The sequence below is a fragment of the Bacillus sp. UNC322MFChir4.1 genome, from assembly GCF_000746135.1.
GTDB lineage: Bacteria > Bacillota > Bacilli > Bacillales > Bacillaceae_G > Bacillus_A.
Genome location: NZ_JQKQ01000051.1, coordinates 1 through 15,634, shown reverse-complemented (window position 1 = coordinate 15,634; position 15,634 = coordinate 1). Strand labels below are relative to the sequence as shown.

Genomic DNA, 15,634 nt, shown 5'->3' with positions numbered 1-15,634 from the left:
CATCTAAGCATGAAGCCCCCCTCAAGATGAGATTTCCCATAGCGTTAAGCTAGTAAGATCCCTGAAAGATGATCAGGTTGATAGGTTCGAGGTGGAAGCGTGGTGACACGTGGAGCTGACGAATACTAATAGATCGAGGACTTAATCAAATAATATGAAGCAGATGTTATCTAGTTTTGAAGGAATATACCTTCATAAGTCTGGTAATGATGGCAGAGAGGTCACACCCGTTCCCATACCGAACACGGAAGTTAAGCTCTCTAGCGCCGATGGTAGTTGGGACTTTGTCCCTGTGAGAGTAGGACGTTGCCAGGCAAACGAAAGACGAGTCAGTGGACTCGTCTTTTTTTATTTCCTAAGAAATCACAGGATGTTGACTCATTAGATATAAATAAATATAGTACGGCACTTTTTCGGCTGTAATAGCTAGAAATTGAAAGATAAACGGATAATCTTCAGAAGCATAACTCCCAAGTAAATCGTACCACCAGTCCGTTTCATAGCGGGAAATCATACTTAGGTTATATAGCAAAAGATAGTGTATAAGTAATTCAGGGAGAGCAGGAACCGTTTCACTATTAGCAGGTAAATAATAAGTATTTGTATAGTGATTATATGTAAGGGGAGAGCTGTATAATGGGTTCCATTCTTTTATAGAAGCTGAGAAATACAAATGTGAATCACTTTCTTTAAAGTTTGTATATTGAACGTTAAGGTGCTTCCCGATTCCTTCCATATATCGTATAAACCGTTCTTCTGTCATATGAAAAGTATCTAAAATATGAGTTGGAAAAGTAACGATATTTTCCGTCACTTCTTTTAACTGAAATAGGTTATTCTTTCTTTTGCTCTGTCGGAATAAATCCGCTAATTCAGCGATCCGCTGCATCAACCCTTCCATTGTATATTTTTCTCCTTCTAAATGTTTCATGTGAAACATTTGTTCCGCAACGTGAGTGAATAGTCCGTGTTTTTGAATTTTCACTTCGTCATCTAGAAATTGATAACTCTGTTTTTTTCTCTTCCTTGTTGTAACCCCATGTGCTAATACAGAAGTGGATTCTGGATAATTGGGATCCACTGTAAGCAAACAAGCTTTTAGAAGTTGACTCATTCCATAAAACAGTAATACCGGCTTAATAGAAATTGGAGCTGTATTACATAATTGGTAATAGTTTTTCCCGTGTTCTAAGTGATAAATAAAGGAATAACAATTTTCAAAGCTTTTTTTCTCAGTATTTGTATTACCTAATTTTTTGTAGCAATGGGTAAGATAATGTTGCGTGTGAGTAGACGAAAGAAAGAAGCTTAATTTCTGCCAAATGATTGTGGAATGCTGCATATATACTCTCCTTTAATTTTTTAGAAAATTCTAACATATAAAGTCTTTCTTGACAGTATTTTAACCAATTGTTAAGCTACTAATAATAATTTCAGGTATCATGGGGGGAATCATTTATGTGGGAATCTAAATTTGTTAAAGAAGGTTTAACGTTTGATGATGTATTACTTGTGCCAGCTAAGTCAGAAGTATTACCACGAGAAGTAAGTGTAAAAACGGTTTTATCTGAAACATTACAATTAAATATCCCTTTAATTAGTGCGGGTATGGATACGGTAACAGAAGCTGATATGGCAATCGCAATGGCTCGTCAAGGTGGACTTGGTATTGTCCATAAAAATATGTCTATTGAACAACAAGCTGAACAAGTAGACAAAGTAAAACGTTCTGAAAGCGGCGTTATTACAGATCCTTTCTTTTTAACTCCGGAACATCAAGTGTATGATGCAGAACATTTAATGGGGAAATACCGTATTTCAGGTGTTCCAATTGTAAATAATACTGAAGAGCAAAAGCTTGTCGGTATTATTACAAATCGTGATATGCGTTTTATCCAAGATTATTCTATTCTGATTTCTGATGTAATGACGAAAGAACAATTAATTACAGCTCCAGTTGGTACAACATTAGAAGATGCTGAAAAAATTCTACAACAACATAAAATTGAAAAACTCCCTCTTGTTGATGACAACGGTGTATTACAAGGTCTTATTACAATTAAAGACATTGAAAAAGTAATCGAGTTTCCAAACTCTGCAAAAGATAAACAAGGTCGTTTATTAGTTGGTGCAGCTGTTGGCGTAACAGCTGATGCAATGCAGCGTATCGATGCGTTAGTAAAAGCAAACGTAGATGTAATTGTTCTAGATACTGCACATGGACATTCAAAAGGTGTATTAGACAAAGTAAGAGAAGTTCGTGAAAAGTATCCAAACCTAAATATTATTGCTGGTAACGTTGCGACAGCGGAAGCAACTCGCGAATTAATTGAAGCAGGTGCAAATATTGTTAAAGTAGGTATTGGACCGGGTTCTATTTGTACAACACGCGTTGTAGCTGGTGTTGGTGTCCCTCAATTAACAGCAGTGTATGATTGTGCAACGGAAGCTCGTAAACACGGTATTCCAGTCATTGCTGATGGAGGCATTAAATATTCTGGTGATATTGTAAAAGCATTAGCAGCTGGTGCACACGTTGTTATGCTTGGTAGCATTTTTGCTGGTGTAGCAGAAAGTCCAGGAGAAACAGAAATTTATCAAGGACGTCAATTTAAAGTGTACCGCGGCATGGGTTCTGTTGGAGCAATGGAAAAAGGAAGTAAAGATCGTTACTTCCAAGAAGGAAACAAAAAACTTGTTCCAGAAGGAATTGAAGGCCGTGTTCCATATAAAGGTCCTTTAGCAGATACAGTACACCAATTAGTTGGTGGATTACGTGCAGGTATGGGATATTGCGGTGCAGCTGATTTAACATTCTTGCGTGAAAATGCACAGTTTATTCGCATGTCGGGTGCTGGATTACGTGAAAGCCATCCGCATGATATCCAAATTACAAAAGAAGCGCCAAACTATTCATTATAATGTCTCATATAAAAATAGGCAGAGATTTAGTATCTCTGTCTATTTTTTTTTGATTGTGTTAGAATAACGTTTATGTGAGTACAAATATATTGGGGGTAACAACAGTGACAGGTATGTTCCGTAAGCAAATGATTGTGATTGTAACGGCACTTACACTATTCTGCAGTATGTTTTTTACGTACAGCAGCGCGTTTGCAGAAACAAATTCTGCGTTGAATGTTGAAGCAGGTGCGGCAATTTTAGTGGAAGCGAACTCTGGAAAGATTTTATATCAAAAAAATCCAGATGAACAACTAGCAATTGCTAGTATGACAAAAATGATGAGTGAATACTTAGTTCATGAAGCGGTAGCAAAAGGTAAAGTTAAGTGGGATCAAAAAGTTAAGATTTCTGAGTATGCTCATATAATTTCACAAGATCGTTCTTTATCAAATGTTCCTTTAGAAAACGGTGGTACATATACCGTAAAAGAATTATATGAGGCAATGGCAATTTATTCTGCTAATGGTGCAACAATTGCTTTGGCTGAATTAATCGGTGGCTCAGAAGGCAATTTTGCTAAAATGATGAATGATAAGGCAAAGGAACTAGGATTACAAAATTATAAATTTGTGAATTCTACAGGATTAATTAATAAGGACTTAAAAGGAAAACAACCTGAAGGTACAGGTCCAGATGAAGAAAATAAAATGTCTGCTAAAGACTGTGCTTTATTAGCACAACATTTACTTCAAGATTATCCGAAGGTTCTTGATACAGCAAAAATCCCAAAAAAGACATTCCAAAAAGGTGGAAAATATCCAATTGATATGGCGAACTGGAATTGGATGTTAAAAGGGTTAGTTAAGGGCTATGAAGGCGTAGATGGCTTAAAGACAGGTCATACGGATGAAGCTGGTTATTGCTTTACAGGTACAGCAGAGCGTAATGGTATGCGTTTAATTTCTGTTGTTATTAAAACAAGTTCTGAGACAGCACGTTTTGATGAAACGAAGAAACTATTTGATTATGGTTTTACAAATTTCCAAATGAAAACAATATATCCAAAAGGTTCTCAAGTAAAAGGTCATGAAACGGTTCATGTAAATAAAGCAAAAGATACAGAGGTATCAGTGCAGACGAAGGAAGAAATTGTACTTCCAATGCCAAAGGGTAGTCAGACTATTTATAAAGCAGATTTTAAAGCAGTAAGTAAAGAAAAAGAAGCACCAATTAAAAAAGGTACAACACTTGGTTATATGAATGTATCAGCAAAAGATGCTAATGATGTAGGATTTTTAACTGGTAAATCCATGCAAGTAGATCTTGTAACAAAACAAGAAGTAGAAAAGGCGAATTGGTTTGTTCTTTCTATGCGAAGCATTGGTTCTTTTTTTAGCGGTATATGGAATGGTACAGTTGATACTGTAAAAGGTTGGTTCTAAAAGCTCCCGATAAGGGGGTTTTTTTTCTATTTTTCGCACCGACTTAATCCTAGGCATTCGCGGACGGTTGTTCCCACTCAAGATTTAGAGAGAAGCCCAAAAGATCGGTGGAGAGTAATTGCTGGTATGCGCTAGGTTAAGCGGGCTTTCCGTCATTTGGGAGGGGGAAATCCTTACCGATGGAAGTTTCACTTTATTGAAAAAAATAGTAGACAAATCTCCAATAGATAATGGTAGAATGTAAGAGTATTCTTAATTTTCGCCTTGAGCGAGGAAAAAGCAATTCACCTAGGGGGGTTTTTTGTACATGTTAAATGTAACAGGAACAGAGCGCGTAAAACGTGGAATGGCAGAAATGCAAAAAGGCGGCGTCATTATGGACGTAGTCAACGCTGAGCAAGCAAAAATTGCAGAAGCAGCAGGTGCAGTTGCTGTTATGGCATTAGAACGTGTTCCAGCTGATATTCGTGCAGCAGGCGGCGTTTCGCGTATGGCAGATCCAACAATTGTAGAAGAAGTAATGGGTGCTGTATCAATTCCAGTTATGGCAAAATGCCGTATTGGTCATCTTGTGGAAGCGCGTGTACTTGAATCGTTAGGGGTAGACTATATCGACGAGAGTGAAGTATTAACTCCAGCTGATGAAGTATACCATTTAAATAAACGTGATTACACTGTCCCATTTGTATGTGGATGCCGTGATATTGGTGAAGCAGCACGTCGTATTGCTGAAGGTGCATCAATGCTTCGTACGAAAGGTGAACCTGGAACAGGGAATATCGTAGAGGCTGTACGCCATATGCGTCAAGTAAACGCAGAAATTCGTCAAGTTGCGAATCTACGTGAAGATGAATTAATGACATATGCAAAGAATACTGGTGCTCCTTATGAAGTATTACTTGAAATTAAGCGCCTTGGTCGTTTACCAGTTGTAAACTTTGCAGCAGGCGGTGTTGCAACACCAGCAGATGCTGCATTAATGATGCAACTAGGTGCAGATGGCGTATTCGTAGGTTCTGGTATTTTCAAATCAGAAAACCCAGAGAAATTTGCACGTGCGATTGTTGAAGCAACAACGCATTATGAAGATTATGAATTAATTGCTCGCCTTTCTAAAGGACTAGGTAATGCAATGAAAGGTGTTGAAATTTCAACATTATTACCAGAACAACGCATGCAAGAGCGCGGTTGGTAATTAAAGGAGTTTTTGAAATGGTTACAATCGGTGTATTAGGACTTCAAGGAGCGGTTCGTGAACATGTACGTGCAATAGAAGCAACTGGTGCACAAGCAGTGATTGTGAAGCGTACAGAGCAATTAGAGGAAGTAGATGGCCTTATTTTACCGGGCGGTGAAAGTACAACAATGCGCCGTCTTATTGATAAATATAGTTTCATGGAACCTCTTCGTGAATTTGCTAAAGCAGGAAAACCGATGTTTGGTACATGTGCAGGTATGATCTTACTTGCAAAGAACCTTGTTGGATATGAGGAACCACATATTGGTGTAATGGATATTACAGTTGAACGTAATGCGTTTGGCCGCCAAAAAGATAGCTTTGAGGCTGCTCTTTCGATGGAAGGAGTAGGCAAAGACTTTGTTGGCGTATTTATTCGTGCGCCTTATGTTGTGGATGTAGAAGATCATATCGAAGTATTATGCACATATGAAGATCGTATGGTCGCGGTTCGTCAAAATCACTTATTAGCAGCGTCTTTCCATCCAGAATTAACAGATGATCATCGTGTCACAGCTTACTTTGTAGAGATGGTAAAGGAAGCGAAAATGAAAAAAGCTGTATAATTGACTTGAAACTTGTGTAAGATTATAGTAAATTGATGGTAACTATTTTATATGATAAATGTGTTGATAGGAAGTAGTAGCAAGAGACGTTTCTTATAGAGAGTCGGTGGTTGGTGAAAACCGATAGAAGCGACTTGTGAATCCATCCTGGAGTGAAGTGTGGAACAGTCTGTTGACTAGTAAGCATTTCCGGTAAAGAGCCGTTATCTCTACTTGAGAGGAAAGCAATTATGCTTTCAATTAGGGTGGCAACGCGGGTTAACTCCCGTCCCTTTGTTATAGGGACGGGAGTTTTTTGTTTTTGTAAAAATAAAGGAGGAAATAGCATGCTTGATATTAAAATTTTGCGTACAAACTTTGAAGAAGTAAAAGCGAAACTACAACATAGGGGCGAAGACTTAACAGACTTTGGGCGTTTCGAAGAATTAGATATAAAAAGAAGAGAGTTACTTGTACAAACGGAAGAGCTAAAAAGCAAACGTAATGAAGTATCTCAACAAATTTCTGTATTAAAACGCGAAAAGAAAGATGCAGAGGCGCTTATCTTAGAAATGCGTGAAGTAAGCGATAAAGTTAAAGACCTTGATAATGAGCTTCGTACAGTTGAAGAAGATCTTGAGAAATTAATGTTATCTATTCCAAATATTCCACATGAATCTACACCAATTGGCGAAACGGAAGATGATAATGTGCAAGTTCGTGCGTGGGGAGATGTTCCAGAATTTACGTTCGAACCAAAGCCGCATTGGGATCTTGCAACAGATTTAGGAATGCTCGACTTTGAACGTGCTGGGAAAGTAACAGGTAGCCGCTTTGTATTCTATAAAGGAGCAGGTGCAAAGTTAGAACGTGCTTTATTTAACTTCATGCTTGATCTTCATACAGAGGAACATGGCTATGAAGAAATTTTACCTCCGTATATCGTAAATCGTACAAGTATGATTGGAACAGGGCAACTTCCAAAGTTTGAAGAAGATGCGTTTCGTATTGAGAGTGAAGATTATTTCTTAATTCCTACAGCTGAAGTACCTGTAACAAACTTGCATCGTGATGAAATTTTAAATGGTGAGCAATTGCCAATTCGTTATGCAGCGTTTAGTGCATGTTTCCGTTCTGAAGCAGGATCTGCTGGTCGTGATACACGTGGTTTAATTCGTCAGCATCAATTTAATAAAGTAGAGCTTGTGAAATTTGTAAAACCTGAAGATTCTTATGAGGAATTAGAAAAATTAACAAATGACGCAGAGCGCGTATTACAGTTATTAGGTCTTCCATACCGTGTGATGAGCATGTGTACAGGGGATTTAGGATTTACAGCAGCGAAGAAATATGATATTGAAGTATGGATTCCTAGCTACGGCACATATCGTGAAATTTCTTCTTGCAGTAACTTTGAAGCATTCCAAGCACGCCGTGCAAATATCCGTTTCCGTCGTGACACAAAAGCGAAGCCAGAGCCTGTTCATACATTAAACGGATCTGGGCTTGCAATTGGCCGTACGGTAGCTGCTCTTTTAGAGAATTACCAACAAGAAGATGGTTCTATTATTATTCCAGAGGTTCTTCGTCCTTATATGGGAGGAAAAACAGTAATTAAATAAATTCATTTTTATAAATATACACCTAGTGTTATTTTAGGATAACAATATCTTTAACTATTTAGTAGAGTAGAATATGTTTTATGAAAAAGGAAAGAGACAAAATCTCTTTCCTTTTTATATTATCTATTATAGTAGGGTTGACGAACTGTTTTTCTTTTGATATTATATTCCATGTCATAATCAACACGGAGGAATACCCAAGTCCGGCTGAAGGGATCGGTCTTGAAAACCGACAGGCGGTGTAAGCCGCGCGGGGGTTCGAATCCCTCTTCCTCCGCCATATATAATTGACAACAGCGCATATAAGTGGAGATTGGAGAACTCGTTACCAACACGTAACGAGTTTTTATTTTAACCAATCAGGAAGTAGCGTATAGGAGAATGAATCTCTTATAGGAACACTCATATTCCGAGGATTATCTTCATAGATATGAAAGGAGCTACCATGGCCATGGATATTATTATACAAACGTTTCCGCTTGACGGAAAAACACTATATTATGTACAATGCCCCGTTTGCAAGAAAAATAAAATTTTAAACAGTGCTGCAAACGTATCTCGTATTGTAAGTGATGAAACTTTTCGTAAACTTTGTGGTTGCATCTGTGATGTGAAAGAAGAAGTGAAGAAAGTAGAAACGCCAAAACAAGTTGAGAAAAAAGCAGATTCAAAACGTAAAGTAATTACAGCCGTTATTAACGGGAAAGAAATGACGGTAAAAGAAATTGCTGAAACATATAGTATTAGTGTGAGCACTGTACGTCAGCGTATTAATGCAGGAAAACCAGAGAGCGAAATTATTGCTCCAACAAAAAAGAAAAACTAAGTTCATAGGAAAAACCCGTGCGATTGCACGGGTTTTTTATTTTACAAGTTTACGCGTTTGTTGTAAGAAATGACCAATTTTCTTAATGATAGGTTCAATTGAGTTTTCGTTTTGTAAAATATCATATTCATTAATATTAAGACGCAATACAGGACAAGCGTTAAAGTTATTAACCCAATTTTCGTAGCGTTCATGCATTTCTTTCCAATATTCAATTGGTGTTTGTTGTTCCATTGGTCTTCCGCGTTCTTTGATACGATCAATGATATCTTCAAATGATCCTTCTAAGTAAATCAGTAAATTAGGATGTGGGAAGTAGGGTGTCATAACCATTGCATCAAATAAGCTTTTATATGTTTCGTAATCTGTAGCGGTCATTGTTCCTTTTTCATAATGCATCTTGGCGAAAATTCCCGTGTCTTCATAAATAGAACGGTCTTGAATAAATCCTCCGCCATATTCGAAAATCTTTTTTTGTTCCTTAAAGCGTTCTGCTAAGAAGTAAACCTGTAAGTGGAAGCTCCAACGTGTGAAGTCTCCGTAAAATTTATCTAAATATGGATTAGAGTCTACTTTTTCAAATGATGTACGGTAACCAAGTGCATTTGCTAGGGCATTTGTCATTGTAGATTTTCCAACACCGACTGTTCCGGCAATTGTAATAACAGCATCATTTGGAATATCATATTTTTGTCTCAAATTCATTACTGGTTAATCTCCTTTGTCAGTGTATTTTGTAATGCTGATAAGATTACATTTAAGTCCGATTCATTTTTTACAAAATCCATGTTATCTCCATTAAATTTTAATACAGGGATGTCTGGATGATCTTTTTTGAACGTTTCCATTGCTAATTCGTAATCTTTAATGAGTTGCAATAAATAATTAGGATCTATATTTTTTTCGAATTCACGTCCACGCAGTGCGATTCGTTTTTGCAGTGTTTCTAAACTTGCTGTTATATACACGATGACATTGGGAACTGGCATATCTTGTGTTAAGATACGATAAATTTGCATGTATTTCTCATATTGGGCACCATGTAATGTTTGAGATGCAAAAATTAAGTTTTTGAATATATGGTAATCTGCTACAACAGGTAGATGCTCTTTTAAATATTTTGTATCAATGTCTTCTAATTGCTTATATCGGTTGCATAAGAAAAACATTTCTAATTGAAAAGCCCATTCTTCGATATCCTCATAAAATTTTCCTAAAAAAGGATTTTCATCAACGATTTCTTTTAATAAATGGAGTTGCATGTGAGCCGATATCGCTTTCGCGAGTGAAGTTTTTCCGACGCCAATGGGTCCTTCAACTGTAATAAATGGTACTCCAGTCACGCTGTTGCCTCCTCTCAAAGTATAATTTGAAACGAATAAAAAGCACAAAACAGAACTATTGTAGCATAAGAGGAGTGAGAAAGGGTTAGTTTGTCATAAAAAGTTAAAAATTGAGATGAGCTCGCAATGCGCCCTCATCTCAAGGTTGAGAGAGGCTTTACGTTATTACAGTTGTAAATGAAATGATGAAGAAGTGTTTGCCTTTAAAGTGGTTTGCATAATACGCAAGGCATGTTTGTTATCTTGATCGCAATTGGAGGCAATACAATCTTCAGGTACATATAATTGATAATTTCTCATATGAGCATCATTTGCGGTGAAAAGGATGCATATATTTCCAGCCACTCCTGTTAGGATAAGATTTTCTATTTTTAAATGACCTAATAATGAATTTAGGGGTGTTTCATAAAAAGCGGAATAATGTGGTTTAATAAAAATATAATCATCATTTGCAGGTGCAATCTTTTTTATAATGTCTTGACTGTATTCATTTGTGCAATGGGTGATGAGTTCAGTAATATCAGCTCTCCATAAATGGTAATGATCATTTACGTAAATAATGGGACAGCCGGAATTTTTCATTTTTTGTTTAAGTTGTAAAATCGATTCTGTAATCTTTTTGCATTTTCGTGCTAAGATAGGTCCGTGTGAAAATTGGAAGTCATTAATCATGTCGATAATAAGAAGTGCGGTATTTTTCATATGTAATCTCCCTTCCTTTCTCTTTAGAATGGATTGAATATAGAAAAGTTATTTGCGATGAAAGGATTTTGTTATGGAACAAGATATTTATTTTATGAAACTTGCGATAGAAGAGGCAAAAAAGGCTGAAGAAATACAAGAAGTACCAATTGGTGCGGTTGTTGTTGTGGATGGTGAAGTAATAAGTCGTGCGCATAACTTACGTGAAACAGAACAACGATCAGTCGCTCATGCTGAATTATTAGCAATTGATGATGCTTGCAAAAAATTAGGGACTTGGCGTTTAGAAAATGCAACGTTATATGTCACATTAGAGCCGTGCCCAATGTGTGCTGGTGCCATTGTATTATCACGTGTAAAACGTGCTGTATATGGTGCGGTAGACCCAAAAGGTGGATGTGCTGGTACATTAATGAATTTATTGACAGAGGAACGGTTTAATCATCAATCTGAAGTTGTGGCCGGTGTATTAGAAGAAGAGTGCGGAAGTTTATTAACAAATTTTTTTCGAGAACTACGTAAAAAGAGGAAGAAAGAGAAGGAAGAGTTGGATAAAAATACTCTTTGCTGACACGTTGCAATTTTTTTTGAAACAAGTTATACTGAGATTGCCTTTAAATAAGGCAACTAAATATGGTTTTAACTTTGCCGTGCTAAGCGGGGAGGTAGCGGTGCCCTGTACTCGCAATCCGCTCTAGCGAGGCCGAATCCCTTCTCGAGGTTATGTTACTGTAGGGTCTGCCTTAAGTAAGTGGTGTTGACGTTTGGGTCCTGCGCAACGGGACCCCGTGAACCTTGTCAGGTCCGGAAGGAAGCAGCAATAAGCGGGTCTTCTCGTGTGCCGCAGGAGTGCCTGAACCGAGCTAACTGCTTAAGTAACGCTTATGGTACGTAATCGACAGAAGGTGCACGGCAGTTATATATGCATATAAACTCATCCTATATGAATAGGATGGGTTTTTTGTATGGAAAATAACTTTTGGAATCTAGAATCAGAATAGGTTATAATGAAGTGAAACAATAATCAATGGGGGATTTTTATCCCCCATTGATTATTGCTTGGACAAATCAGGCTTTTACGGGCAGTATATCCCACCCAACTTTTTGTTTGAGTTGGTGAGATTGCTGTTTACGAATAGCGGGATAAACAAGAGAATAACCTTTAGGGGAGGCCGTATTTTCGTGTCATACCAGGCGTTATACCGAACATGGAGACCGCAGAAATTTGGAGATGTGGTTGGTCAAAAGCACGTAACGAAAACGTTGCAAAATGCCCTTCTTCAAGAGAAAGCGTCACATGCTTATGTATTCTCTGGCCCAAGAGGAACAGGGAAAACAACAATTGCGAAAGTATTTGCAAAAGCAATCAACTGTGAGCAAGCTCCTACAGCTGAACCTTGTAATCAATGTCCTGCTTGCTTAGGAATTACACAAGGTGCTATTTCAGATGTATTAGAAATTGACGCGGCTTCGAATAACGGTGTAGATGAAATTCGAGATATAAGAGATAAAGTAAAATATGCTCCAAGCGAAGTTCGCTATAAAGTATATATTATTGATGAAGTTCACATGCTTTCGATGGGTGCGTTTAATGCGCTATTAAAAACATTAGAAGAACCTCCGCAACATGTTATCTTCATTTTGGCAACGACAGAACCGCATAAAATTCCACCGACAATTCTTTCGCGTTGTCAGCGTTTTGAGTTCCGAAAAATATCAGTACAAGATATTGTAGAACGATTAACAACTGTCGTGAACAACGAAGGAACAAAGGTGGATGAGGAAGCGCTTCAAATTGTAGCACGCGCCGCAGAAGGCGGTATGCGTGATGCATTAAGTTTAATTGATCAAGCGATTTCTTATAGTGATGAAGTGGTAACGGTAGAGGATGTATTAGCGGTCACAGGTTCCGTTTCACAGCGCTATTTATCGAACCTTGTAGAGAGTATATATGAAAATGATGTATCAAAAGCGTTACGTATTGTTGATGATATTATGAATCAAGGGAAAGACCCGCTTCGATTCATGGAAGACTTCATTTACTATTACCGAGATATGCTTTTGTATCAAACCTCACCGCAGCTAGAGGATATGTTGGAAAGAGTGATTGTTGATGATTCGTTTCAGAAGTTAAGTCAGGATATGCAGCCTGAAATGATTTATGAAATTATTCATACGCTCAGTAAAAGTCAACAAGAAATGAAATGGACAAATCATCCTCGTATTTTTCTAGAAGTGGTTATGGTGCAATTGTGTCAGCAGTTTGCGATGAAAGTAAACGGGGCGGATCGCTTGCAAGTTGTTTTACAAAGAATGCAGCAGTTAGAACAAGAATTAGAGAAGATGAAACAGCATGGTGTACCAGTTTCAATGCAACAAGAGGTAAGGGAAACAAAGGCTACACCGAAGCCAAGCCGTTCTGGTAGTATGAAAATACCAGTTGGTCGTGTTCATGAAGTGTTAAAGCAAGCAACTCGTAAAGATTTAGAGCAGTTGAAAAGCGCATGGGGTGAACTGTTAGAGCGATTGAAAAATTATAATAAGGTTGCTTATGCTGTTTTGTTAGAAAACAGTGAGCCAGTAGCGGCATCTACTACTTCATATGTTCTTGCTTTTAAGTATGAAATTCATTGTAAAATGGCGAGTGAAAATCGAGAAGCAACAGATACGGTAGAGCAAATTCTCTTTGAACTGTTTGGGAAGAATTTGCAAATGATTGCAATTCCTAAAAGTGAATGGGGAAAAATTCGGGAGGGGTTCTTGCAAAATGAAGGTGGTTCTTCAGAAGAAGCAGAAAAACCGAAAGACCCCCTTGTAGAAGAGGCCGTAAAAATAGTTGGAGAGCAATTAATTGAAATAAAAGAATAAAGTATGCCTTAAATGGAGTTTTCTTTCTAAAATGTAAACATCCATTAAGTGAAAACTAGGAGGAGCTATTATGATGCGTGGAATGGGAAATATGAATAACATGATGAAACAAATGCAAAAAATGCAAAAACAAATGGCGAAAGCACAAGAGGAACTTGGTGAAAAAACAGTTGAAGGAACAGCTGGCGGTGGTATGGTAACAGTTATTGCAAACGGCCATAAACAAGTTCTAGAAGTGAAAATTAAAGAAGAAGTTGTAGATCCAGAAGATATTGAAATGTTACAAGATCTTGTATTAGCTGCGACAAATGATGCATTAAAGAAAGCGGAAGAACTATCGAATGCTACAATGGGACAATTTACAAAAGGAATGAATTTACCAGGCGGTATGTTCTAGGAGGTTGGTCATAGATGCACTATCCAGAACCAATCTCGAAGTTAATTGATAGTTTTATGAAATTGCCAGGTATTGGGCCGAAAACAGCGGCTCGTTTAGCTTTTTTCGTATTGGATATGAAAGAAGATGACGTATTAGATTTTGCGAAGTCACTTGTAAATGCAAAGCGAAACTTAACATATTGTTCAGTTTGTGGTCATATAACAGATCGAGATCCTTGTTATATTTGTGATGATTCTCATCGTGATCAATCGGTTGTTTGTGTTGTGCAAGAGCCAAAAGATGTGATTGCAATGGAGAAGATGAAAGAATATCAGGGAGTATATCATGTATTGAATGGTGCCATTTCTCCGATGGAGGGAGTGGGTCCAGAAGATATTAATATTCCTCAGCTGTTAAAACGACTACACGATGAAACGGTACAAGAAGTTATTTTGGCAACAAACCCCAACATTGAAGGGGAAGCAACAGCAATGTATATTTCTCGTCTGTTAAAGCCAACGGGAATTAAAGTGACTCGTATTGCACACGGGCTGCCAGTTGGTGGTGACTTAGAATATGCGGATGAAGTAACGCTATCGAAGGCGTTAGAAGGCCGCAGAGAATTATAAGTAGGAGAAATAATGATGTTTTTTCAAAAAAAAGGGAAGTTGCGCAAGGAATATGATGAAAAGTTAATTGCGCTGTTAGAGCAAGTGAAGATAGAATGGATGCGTCAGAAGAGAATTGTAGAACAAAGTATTGAACCTTCAGAAGATGTATTGTGTCATTTGAAACTGGCGGAAGCAAAGTACTTCTATTTATTGAAGGAAGCGAAAAGACGTCCTGTGAAAATGGAGCAATTATAAAGGGAAACTTTCATCGGTGGGTGTCTTACTGTCAGTTAATACGAAATAAAAGGAAAGTCGAACGGGAAATAGTTTTTCAGTTCGACTTTTTATTTTTAAGGAGAATTTTAACGGTCTTTTTTTTTCTTTTCCCCATACAAATATAGTGTACAAGTTGTAAGGGAGAGGACCGCATGGAACGTAATTTGATTATTGGTGGTATATTAACGTTAATATTTCTTTTGTTAATTGTCGGTGCTCCTACAAAGCCGTTTCGTTTTGTAGGAAGATTAGTTGTCAAAATTGTAGTAGGAGCTTTATTATTGTTTGCTGTAAATATAGTAGGGACACAATTTAATTTTCATCTTCCTATTAATGCTGGCACTACATTTGTTTCGGGTTTTTTAGGTTTGCCGGGTATCGGTGCGCTTATAGTTATTAAATTATACATTTTACCAAGCTAGAAAAATTTTTGTTTTCGAGCTTGGTAATTTTTTTTGAAAATGTGTTGACGTTCAAACTGTTAATGAGGTAAATTAATAAGCGTCGTCAACAACGAAAGAAAAAACAAGTTGACGGTGATAGTTAAATGTGATATCTTATAGAAGTCGCTGAAACGCGATATTGAACTTTGAAAACTAAACGAAACAAACAACGTGAAACGTCAATTTTTATTTATGATGCTAGACAAACTTTATTGGAGAGTTTGATCCTGGCTCAGGATGAACGCTGGCGGCGTGCCTAATACATGCAAGTCGAGCGAACCAATTAAGAGCTTGCTCTTAAGAAGTTAGCGGCGGACGGGTGAGTAACACGTGGGTAACCTGCCTATAAGACTGGGATAACTCCGGGAAACCGGGGCTAATACCGGATAACATTTTGCACCGCATGGTGCGAAATTGAAAGGCGGCTTCGGCTGTC

At 37.6% G+C, this 15,634-nt stretch carries 16 protein-coding genes, 1 tRNA gene, 3 rRNA genes, 1 other RNA gene and 1 other annotated feature; of the genes, 17 read left to right on the top strand and 4 right to left on the bottom strand.

Annotated features, from left to right (window positions below; translation table 11 throughout):
• A 23S ribosomal RNA gene (locus tag BR72_RS16325) occupies window positions 1-149 on the top strand; the annotation flags it as partial.
• 50 nt (window positions 150-199) lie between these two features.
• Window positions 200-315: ribosomal RNA gene (gene rrf / locus BR72_RS16320) — 5S ribosomal RNA — on the top strand.
• 40 nt (window positions 316-355) lie between these two features.
• Here rrf and BR72_RS16315 read toward each other — a convergent pair.
• Complete coding sequence (locus tag BR72_RS16315; RefSeq protein WP_035434593.1) at window positions 356-1,342, bottom strand: YaaC family protein; 987 nt, start codon at window positions 1,340-1,342, stop codon at window positions 356-358.
• Window positions 1,343-1,458: 116 nt separating this feature from the next.
• Here BR72_RS16315 and guaB point away from each other — a divergent pair, with 116 nt between their 5' ends.
• From guaB to BR72_RS16280, 7 genes are all read left to right on the top strand, one after another.
• Complete coding sequence (guaB, locus tag BR72_RS16310; protein ID WP_035434592.1) at window positions 1,459-2,922, top strand: IMP dehydrogenase; 1,464 nt, start codon at window positions 1,459-1,461, stop codon at window positions 2,920-2,922.
• Between the two features lie 104 nt (window positions 2,923-3,026).
• Window positions 3,027-4,346 carry a D-alanyl-D-alanine carboxypeptidase family protein gene (locus BR72_RS16305; protein WP_035434591.1) on the top strand — a complete coding sequence of 440 codons (1,320 nt, stop codon included), beginning with the start codon at window positions 3,027-3,029 and terminating at the stop codon, window positions 4,344-4,346.
• A 307-nt stretch (window positions 4,347-4,653) separates the two neighbouring features.
• The gene (pdxS, locus tag BR72_RS16300; protein WP_035434589.1) at window positions 4,654-5,541 is read left to right on the top strand and encodes a pyridoxal 5'-phosphate synthase lyase subunit PdxS; all 888 of its coding nucleotides are present in this window, start codon (window positions 4,654-4,656) and stop codon (window positions 5,539-5,541) included.
• A 17-nt stretch (window positions 5,542-5,558) separates the two neighbouring features.
• Window positions 5,559-6,149, top strand: coding sequence for a pyridoxal 5'-phosphate synthase glutaminase subunit PdxT (pdxT, locus tag BR72_RS16295; protein WP_035434588.1), 591 nt, complete (start codon window positions 5,559-5,561; stop codon window positions 6,147-6,149).
• A gap of 54 nt (window positions 6,150-6,203) precedes the next feature.
• Window positions 6,204-6,425: a binding site (T-box leader), on the top strand.
• A 50-nt stretch (window positions 6,426-6,475) separates the two neighbouring features.
• Window positions 6,476-7,750, top strand: a complete 1,275-nt coding sequence (gene serS, locus BR72_RS16290; RefSeq protein ID WP_035434587.1) for a serine--tRNA ligase — start codon at window positions 6,476-6,478, stop codon at window positions 7,748-7,750.
• Window positions 7,751-7,937: 187 nt separating this feature from the next.
• Window positions 7,938-8,030, top strand: a tRNA-Ser gene (locus tag BR72_RS16285).
• 171 nt (window positions 8,031-8,201) lie between these two features.
• The gene (locus BR72_RS16280) at window positions 8,202-8,576 is read left to right on the top strand and encodes a sigma factor-like helix-turn-helix DNA-binding protein (RefSeq protein WP_035434586.1); all 375 of its coding nucleotides are present in this window, start codon (window positions 8,202-8,204) and stop codon (window positions 8,574-8,576) included.
• A 36-nt stretch (window positions 8,577-8,612) separates the two neighbouring features.
• Here the strand turns inward: BR72_RS16280 and BR72_RS16275 are convergent, their stop codons facing one another.
• The 3 genes from BR72_RS16275 to BR72_RS16265 form a co-directional block, all read right to left on the bottom strand.
• Window positions 8,613-9,281: a deoxynucleoside kinase gene (locus BR72_RS16275; protein ID WP_035434584.1), complete on the bottom strand. Its 669-nt coding sequence runs from the start codon at window positions 9,279-9,281 to the stop codon at window positions 8,613-8,615.
• A complete protein-coding gene (locus tag BR72_RS16270) occupies window positions 9,281-9,919 on the bottom strand; it encodes a deoxynucleoside kinase (protein ID WP_035434583.1) in 639 nt (212 codons plus the stop codon). Before BR72_RS16270 ends, BR72_RS16275 begins: the two co-directional genes overlap by 1 nt.
• 165 nt (window positions 9,920-10,084) lie before the next feature.
• Entirely contained in the window at window positions 10,085-10,621 is a 537-nt protein-coding gene (locus BR72_RS16265) for a cysteine hydrolase family protein (protein WP_035434582.1), read from the bottom strand.
• Window positions 10,622-10,694: 73 nt separating this feature from the next.
• On the opposite strand from BR72_RS16265, the gene tadA reads away from it, so the two are divergent.
• The 8 genes from tadA to BR72_RS16230 all read left to right on the top strand — a co-directional run.
• Window positions 10,695-11,192 carry a tRNA adenosine(34) deaminase TadA gene (gene tadA / locus BR72_RS16260; protein ID WP_035434580.1) on the top strand — a complete coding sequence of 166 codons (498 nt, stop codon included), beginning with the start codon at window positions 10,695-10,697 and terminating at the stop codon, window positions 11,190-11,192.
• Between the two features lie 77 nt (window positions 11,193-11,269).
• Window positions 11,270-11,534, top strand: an RNA gene (ffs, locus tag BR72_RS25740) — signal recognition particle sRNA large type.
• A gap of 269 nt (window positions 11,535-11,803) precedes the next feature.
• Entirely contained in the window at window positions 11,804-13,489 is a 1,686-nt protein-coding gene (gene dnaX / locus BR72_RS16255; RefSeq protein ID WP_035434577.1) for a DNA polymerase III subunit gamma/tau, read from the top strand.
• 70 nt (window positions 13,490-13,559) lie between these two features.
• Window positions 13,560-13,886: a YbaB/EbfC family nucleoid-associated protein gene (locus tag BR72_RS16250; RefSeq protein WP_035434574.1), complete on the top strand. Its 327-nt coding sequence runs from the start codon at window positions 13,560-13,562 to the stop codon at window positions 13,884-13,886.
• A gap of 14 nt (window positions 13,887-13,900) precedes the next feature.
• On the top strand, window positions 13,901-14,497 hold the full coding sequence (gene recR / locus BR72_RS16245; protein ID WP_035434571.1) for a recombination protein RecR: 597 nt from the start codon (window positions 13,901-13,903) through the stop codon (window positions 14,495-14,497).
• Window positions 14,498-14,512: 15 nt separating this feature from the next.
• On the top strand, window positions 14,513-14,734 hold the full coding sequence (locus BR72_RS16240; RefSeq protein ID WP_035434569.1) for a YaaL family protein: 222 nt from the start codon (window positions 14,513-14,515) through the stop codon (window positions 14,732-14,734).
• Window positions 14,735-14,907: 173 nt separating this feature from the next.
• Window positions 14,908-15,177 carry a pro-sigmaK processing inhibitor BofA family protein gene (locus BR72_RS16235; protein ID WP_035434567.1) on the top strand — a complete coding sequence of 90 codons (270 nt, stop codon included), beginning with the start codon at window positions 14,908-14,910 and terminating at the stop codon, window positions 15,175-15,177.
• Between the two features lie 230 nt (window positions 15,178-15,407).
• A 16S ribosomal RNA gene (locus tag BR72_RS16230) occupies window positions 15,408-15,634 on the top strand; the annotation flags it as partial.

Excerpts from the sequence above, each read along its gene's own strand:
- BR72_RS16315 (WP_035434593.1), bottom strand. The coding sequence starts at position 1,342 with ATGCAGCATTCCACAATCATTTGGCAGAAATTAAGCTTCTTTCTTTCG.
- guaB (WP_035434592.1), top strand. The coding sequence starts at position 1,459 with ATGTGGGAATCTAAATTTGTTAAAGAAGGTTTAACGTTTGATGATGTA.
- pdxS (WP_035434589.1), top strand. The coding sequence starts at position 4,654 with ATGTTAAATGTAACAGGAACAGAGCGCGTAAAACGTGGAATGGCAGAA.
- pdxT (WP_035434588.1), top strand. The coding sequence starts at position 5,559 with ATGGTTACAATCGGTGTATTAGGACTTCAAGGAGCGGTTCGTGAACAT.
- serS (WP_035434587.1), top strand. The coding sequence starts at position 6,476 with ATGCTTGATATTAAAATTTTGCGTACAAACTTTGAAGAAGTAAAAGCG.
- BR72_RS16280 (WP_035434586.1), top strand. The coding sequence starts at position 8,202 with ATGGATATTATTATACAAACGTTTCCGCTTGACGGAAAAACACTATAT.
- BR72_RS16275 (WP_035434584.1), bottom strand. The coding sequence starts at position 9,281 with ATGAATTTGAGACAAAAATATGATATTCCAAATGATGCTGTTATTACA.
- BR72_RS16265 (WP_035434582.1), bottom strand. The coding sequence starts at position 10,621 with ATGAAAAATACCGCACTTCTTATTATCGACATGATTAATGACTTCCAA.
- tadA (WP_035434580.1), top strand. The coding sequence starts at position 10,695 with ATGGAACAAGATATTTATTTTATGAAACTTGCGATAGAAGAGGCAAAA.
- BR72_RS16250 (WP_035434574.1), top strand. The coding sequence starts at position 13,560 with ATGATGCGTGGAATGGGAAATATGAATAACATGATGAAACAAATGCAA.
- recR (WP_035434571.1), top strand. The coding sequence starts at position 13,901 with ATGCACTATCCAGAACCAATCTCGAAGTTAATTGATAGTTTTATGAAA.
- BR72_RS16240 (WP_035434569.1), top strand. The coding sequence starts at position 14,513 with ATGTTTTTTCAAAAAAAAGGGAAGTTGCGCAAGGAATATGATGAAAAG.
- BR72_RS16235 (WP_035434567.1), top strand. The coding sequence starts at position 14,908 with ATGGAACGTAATTTGATTATTGGTGGTATATTAACGTTAATATTTCTT.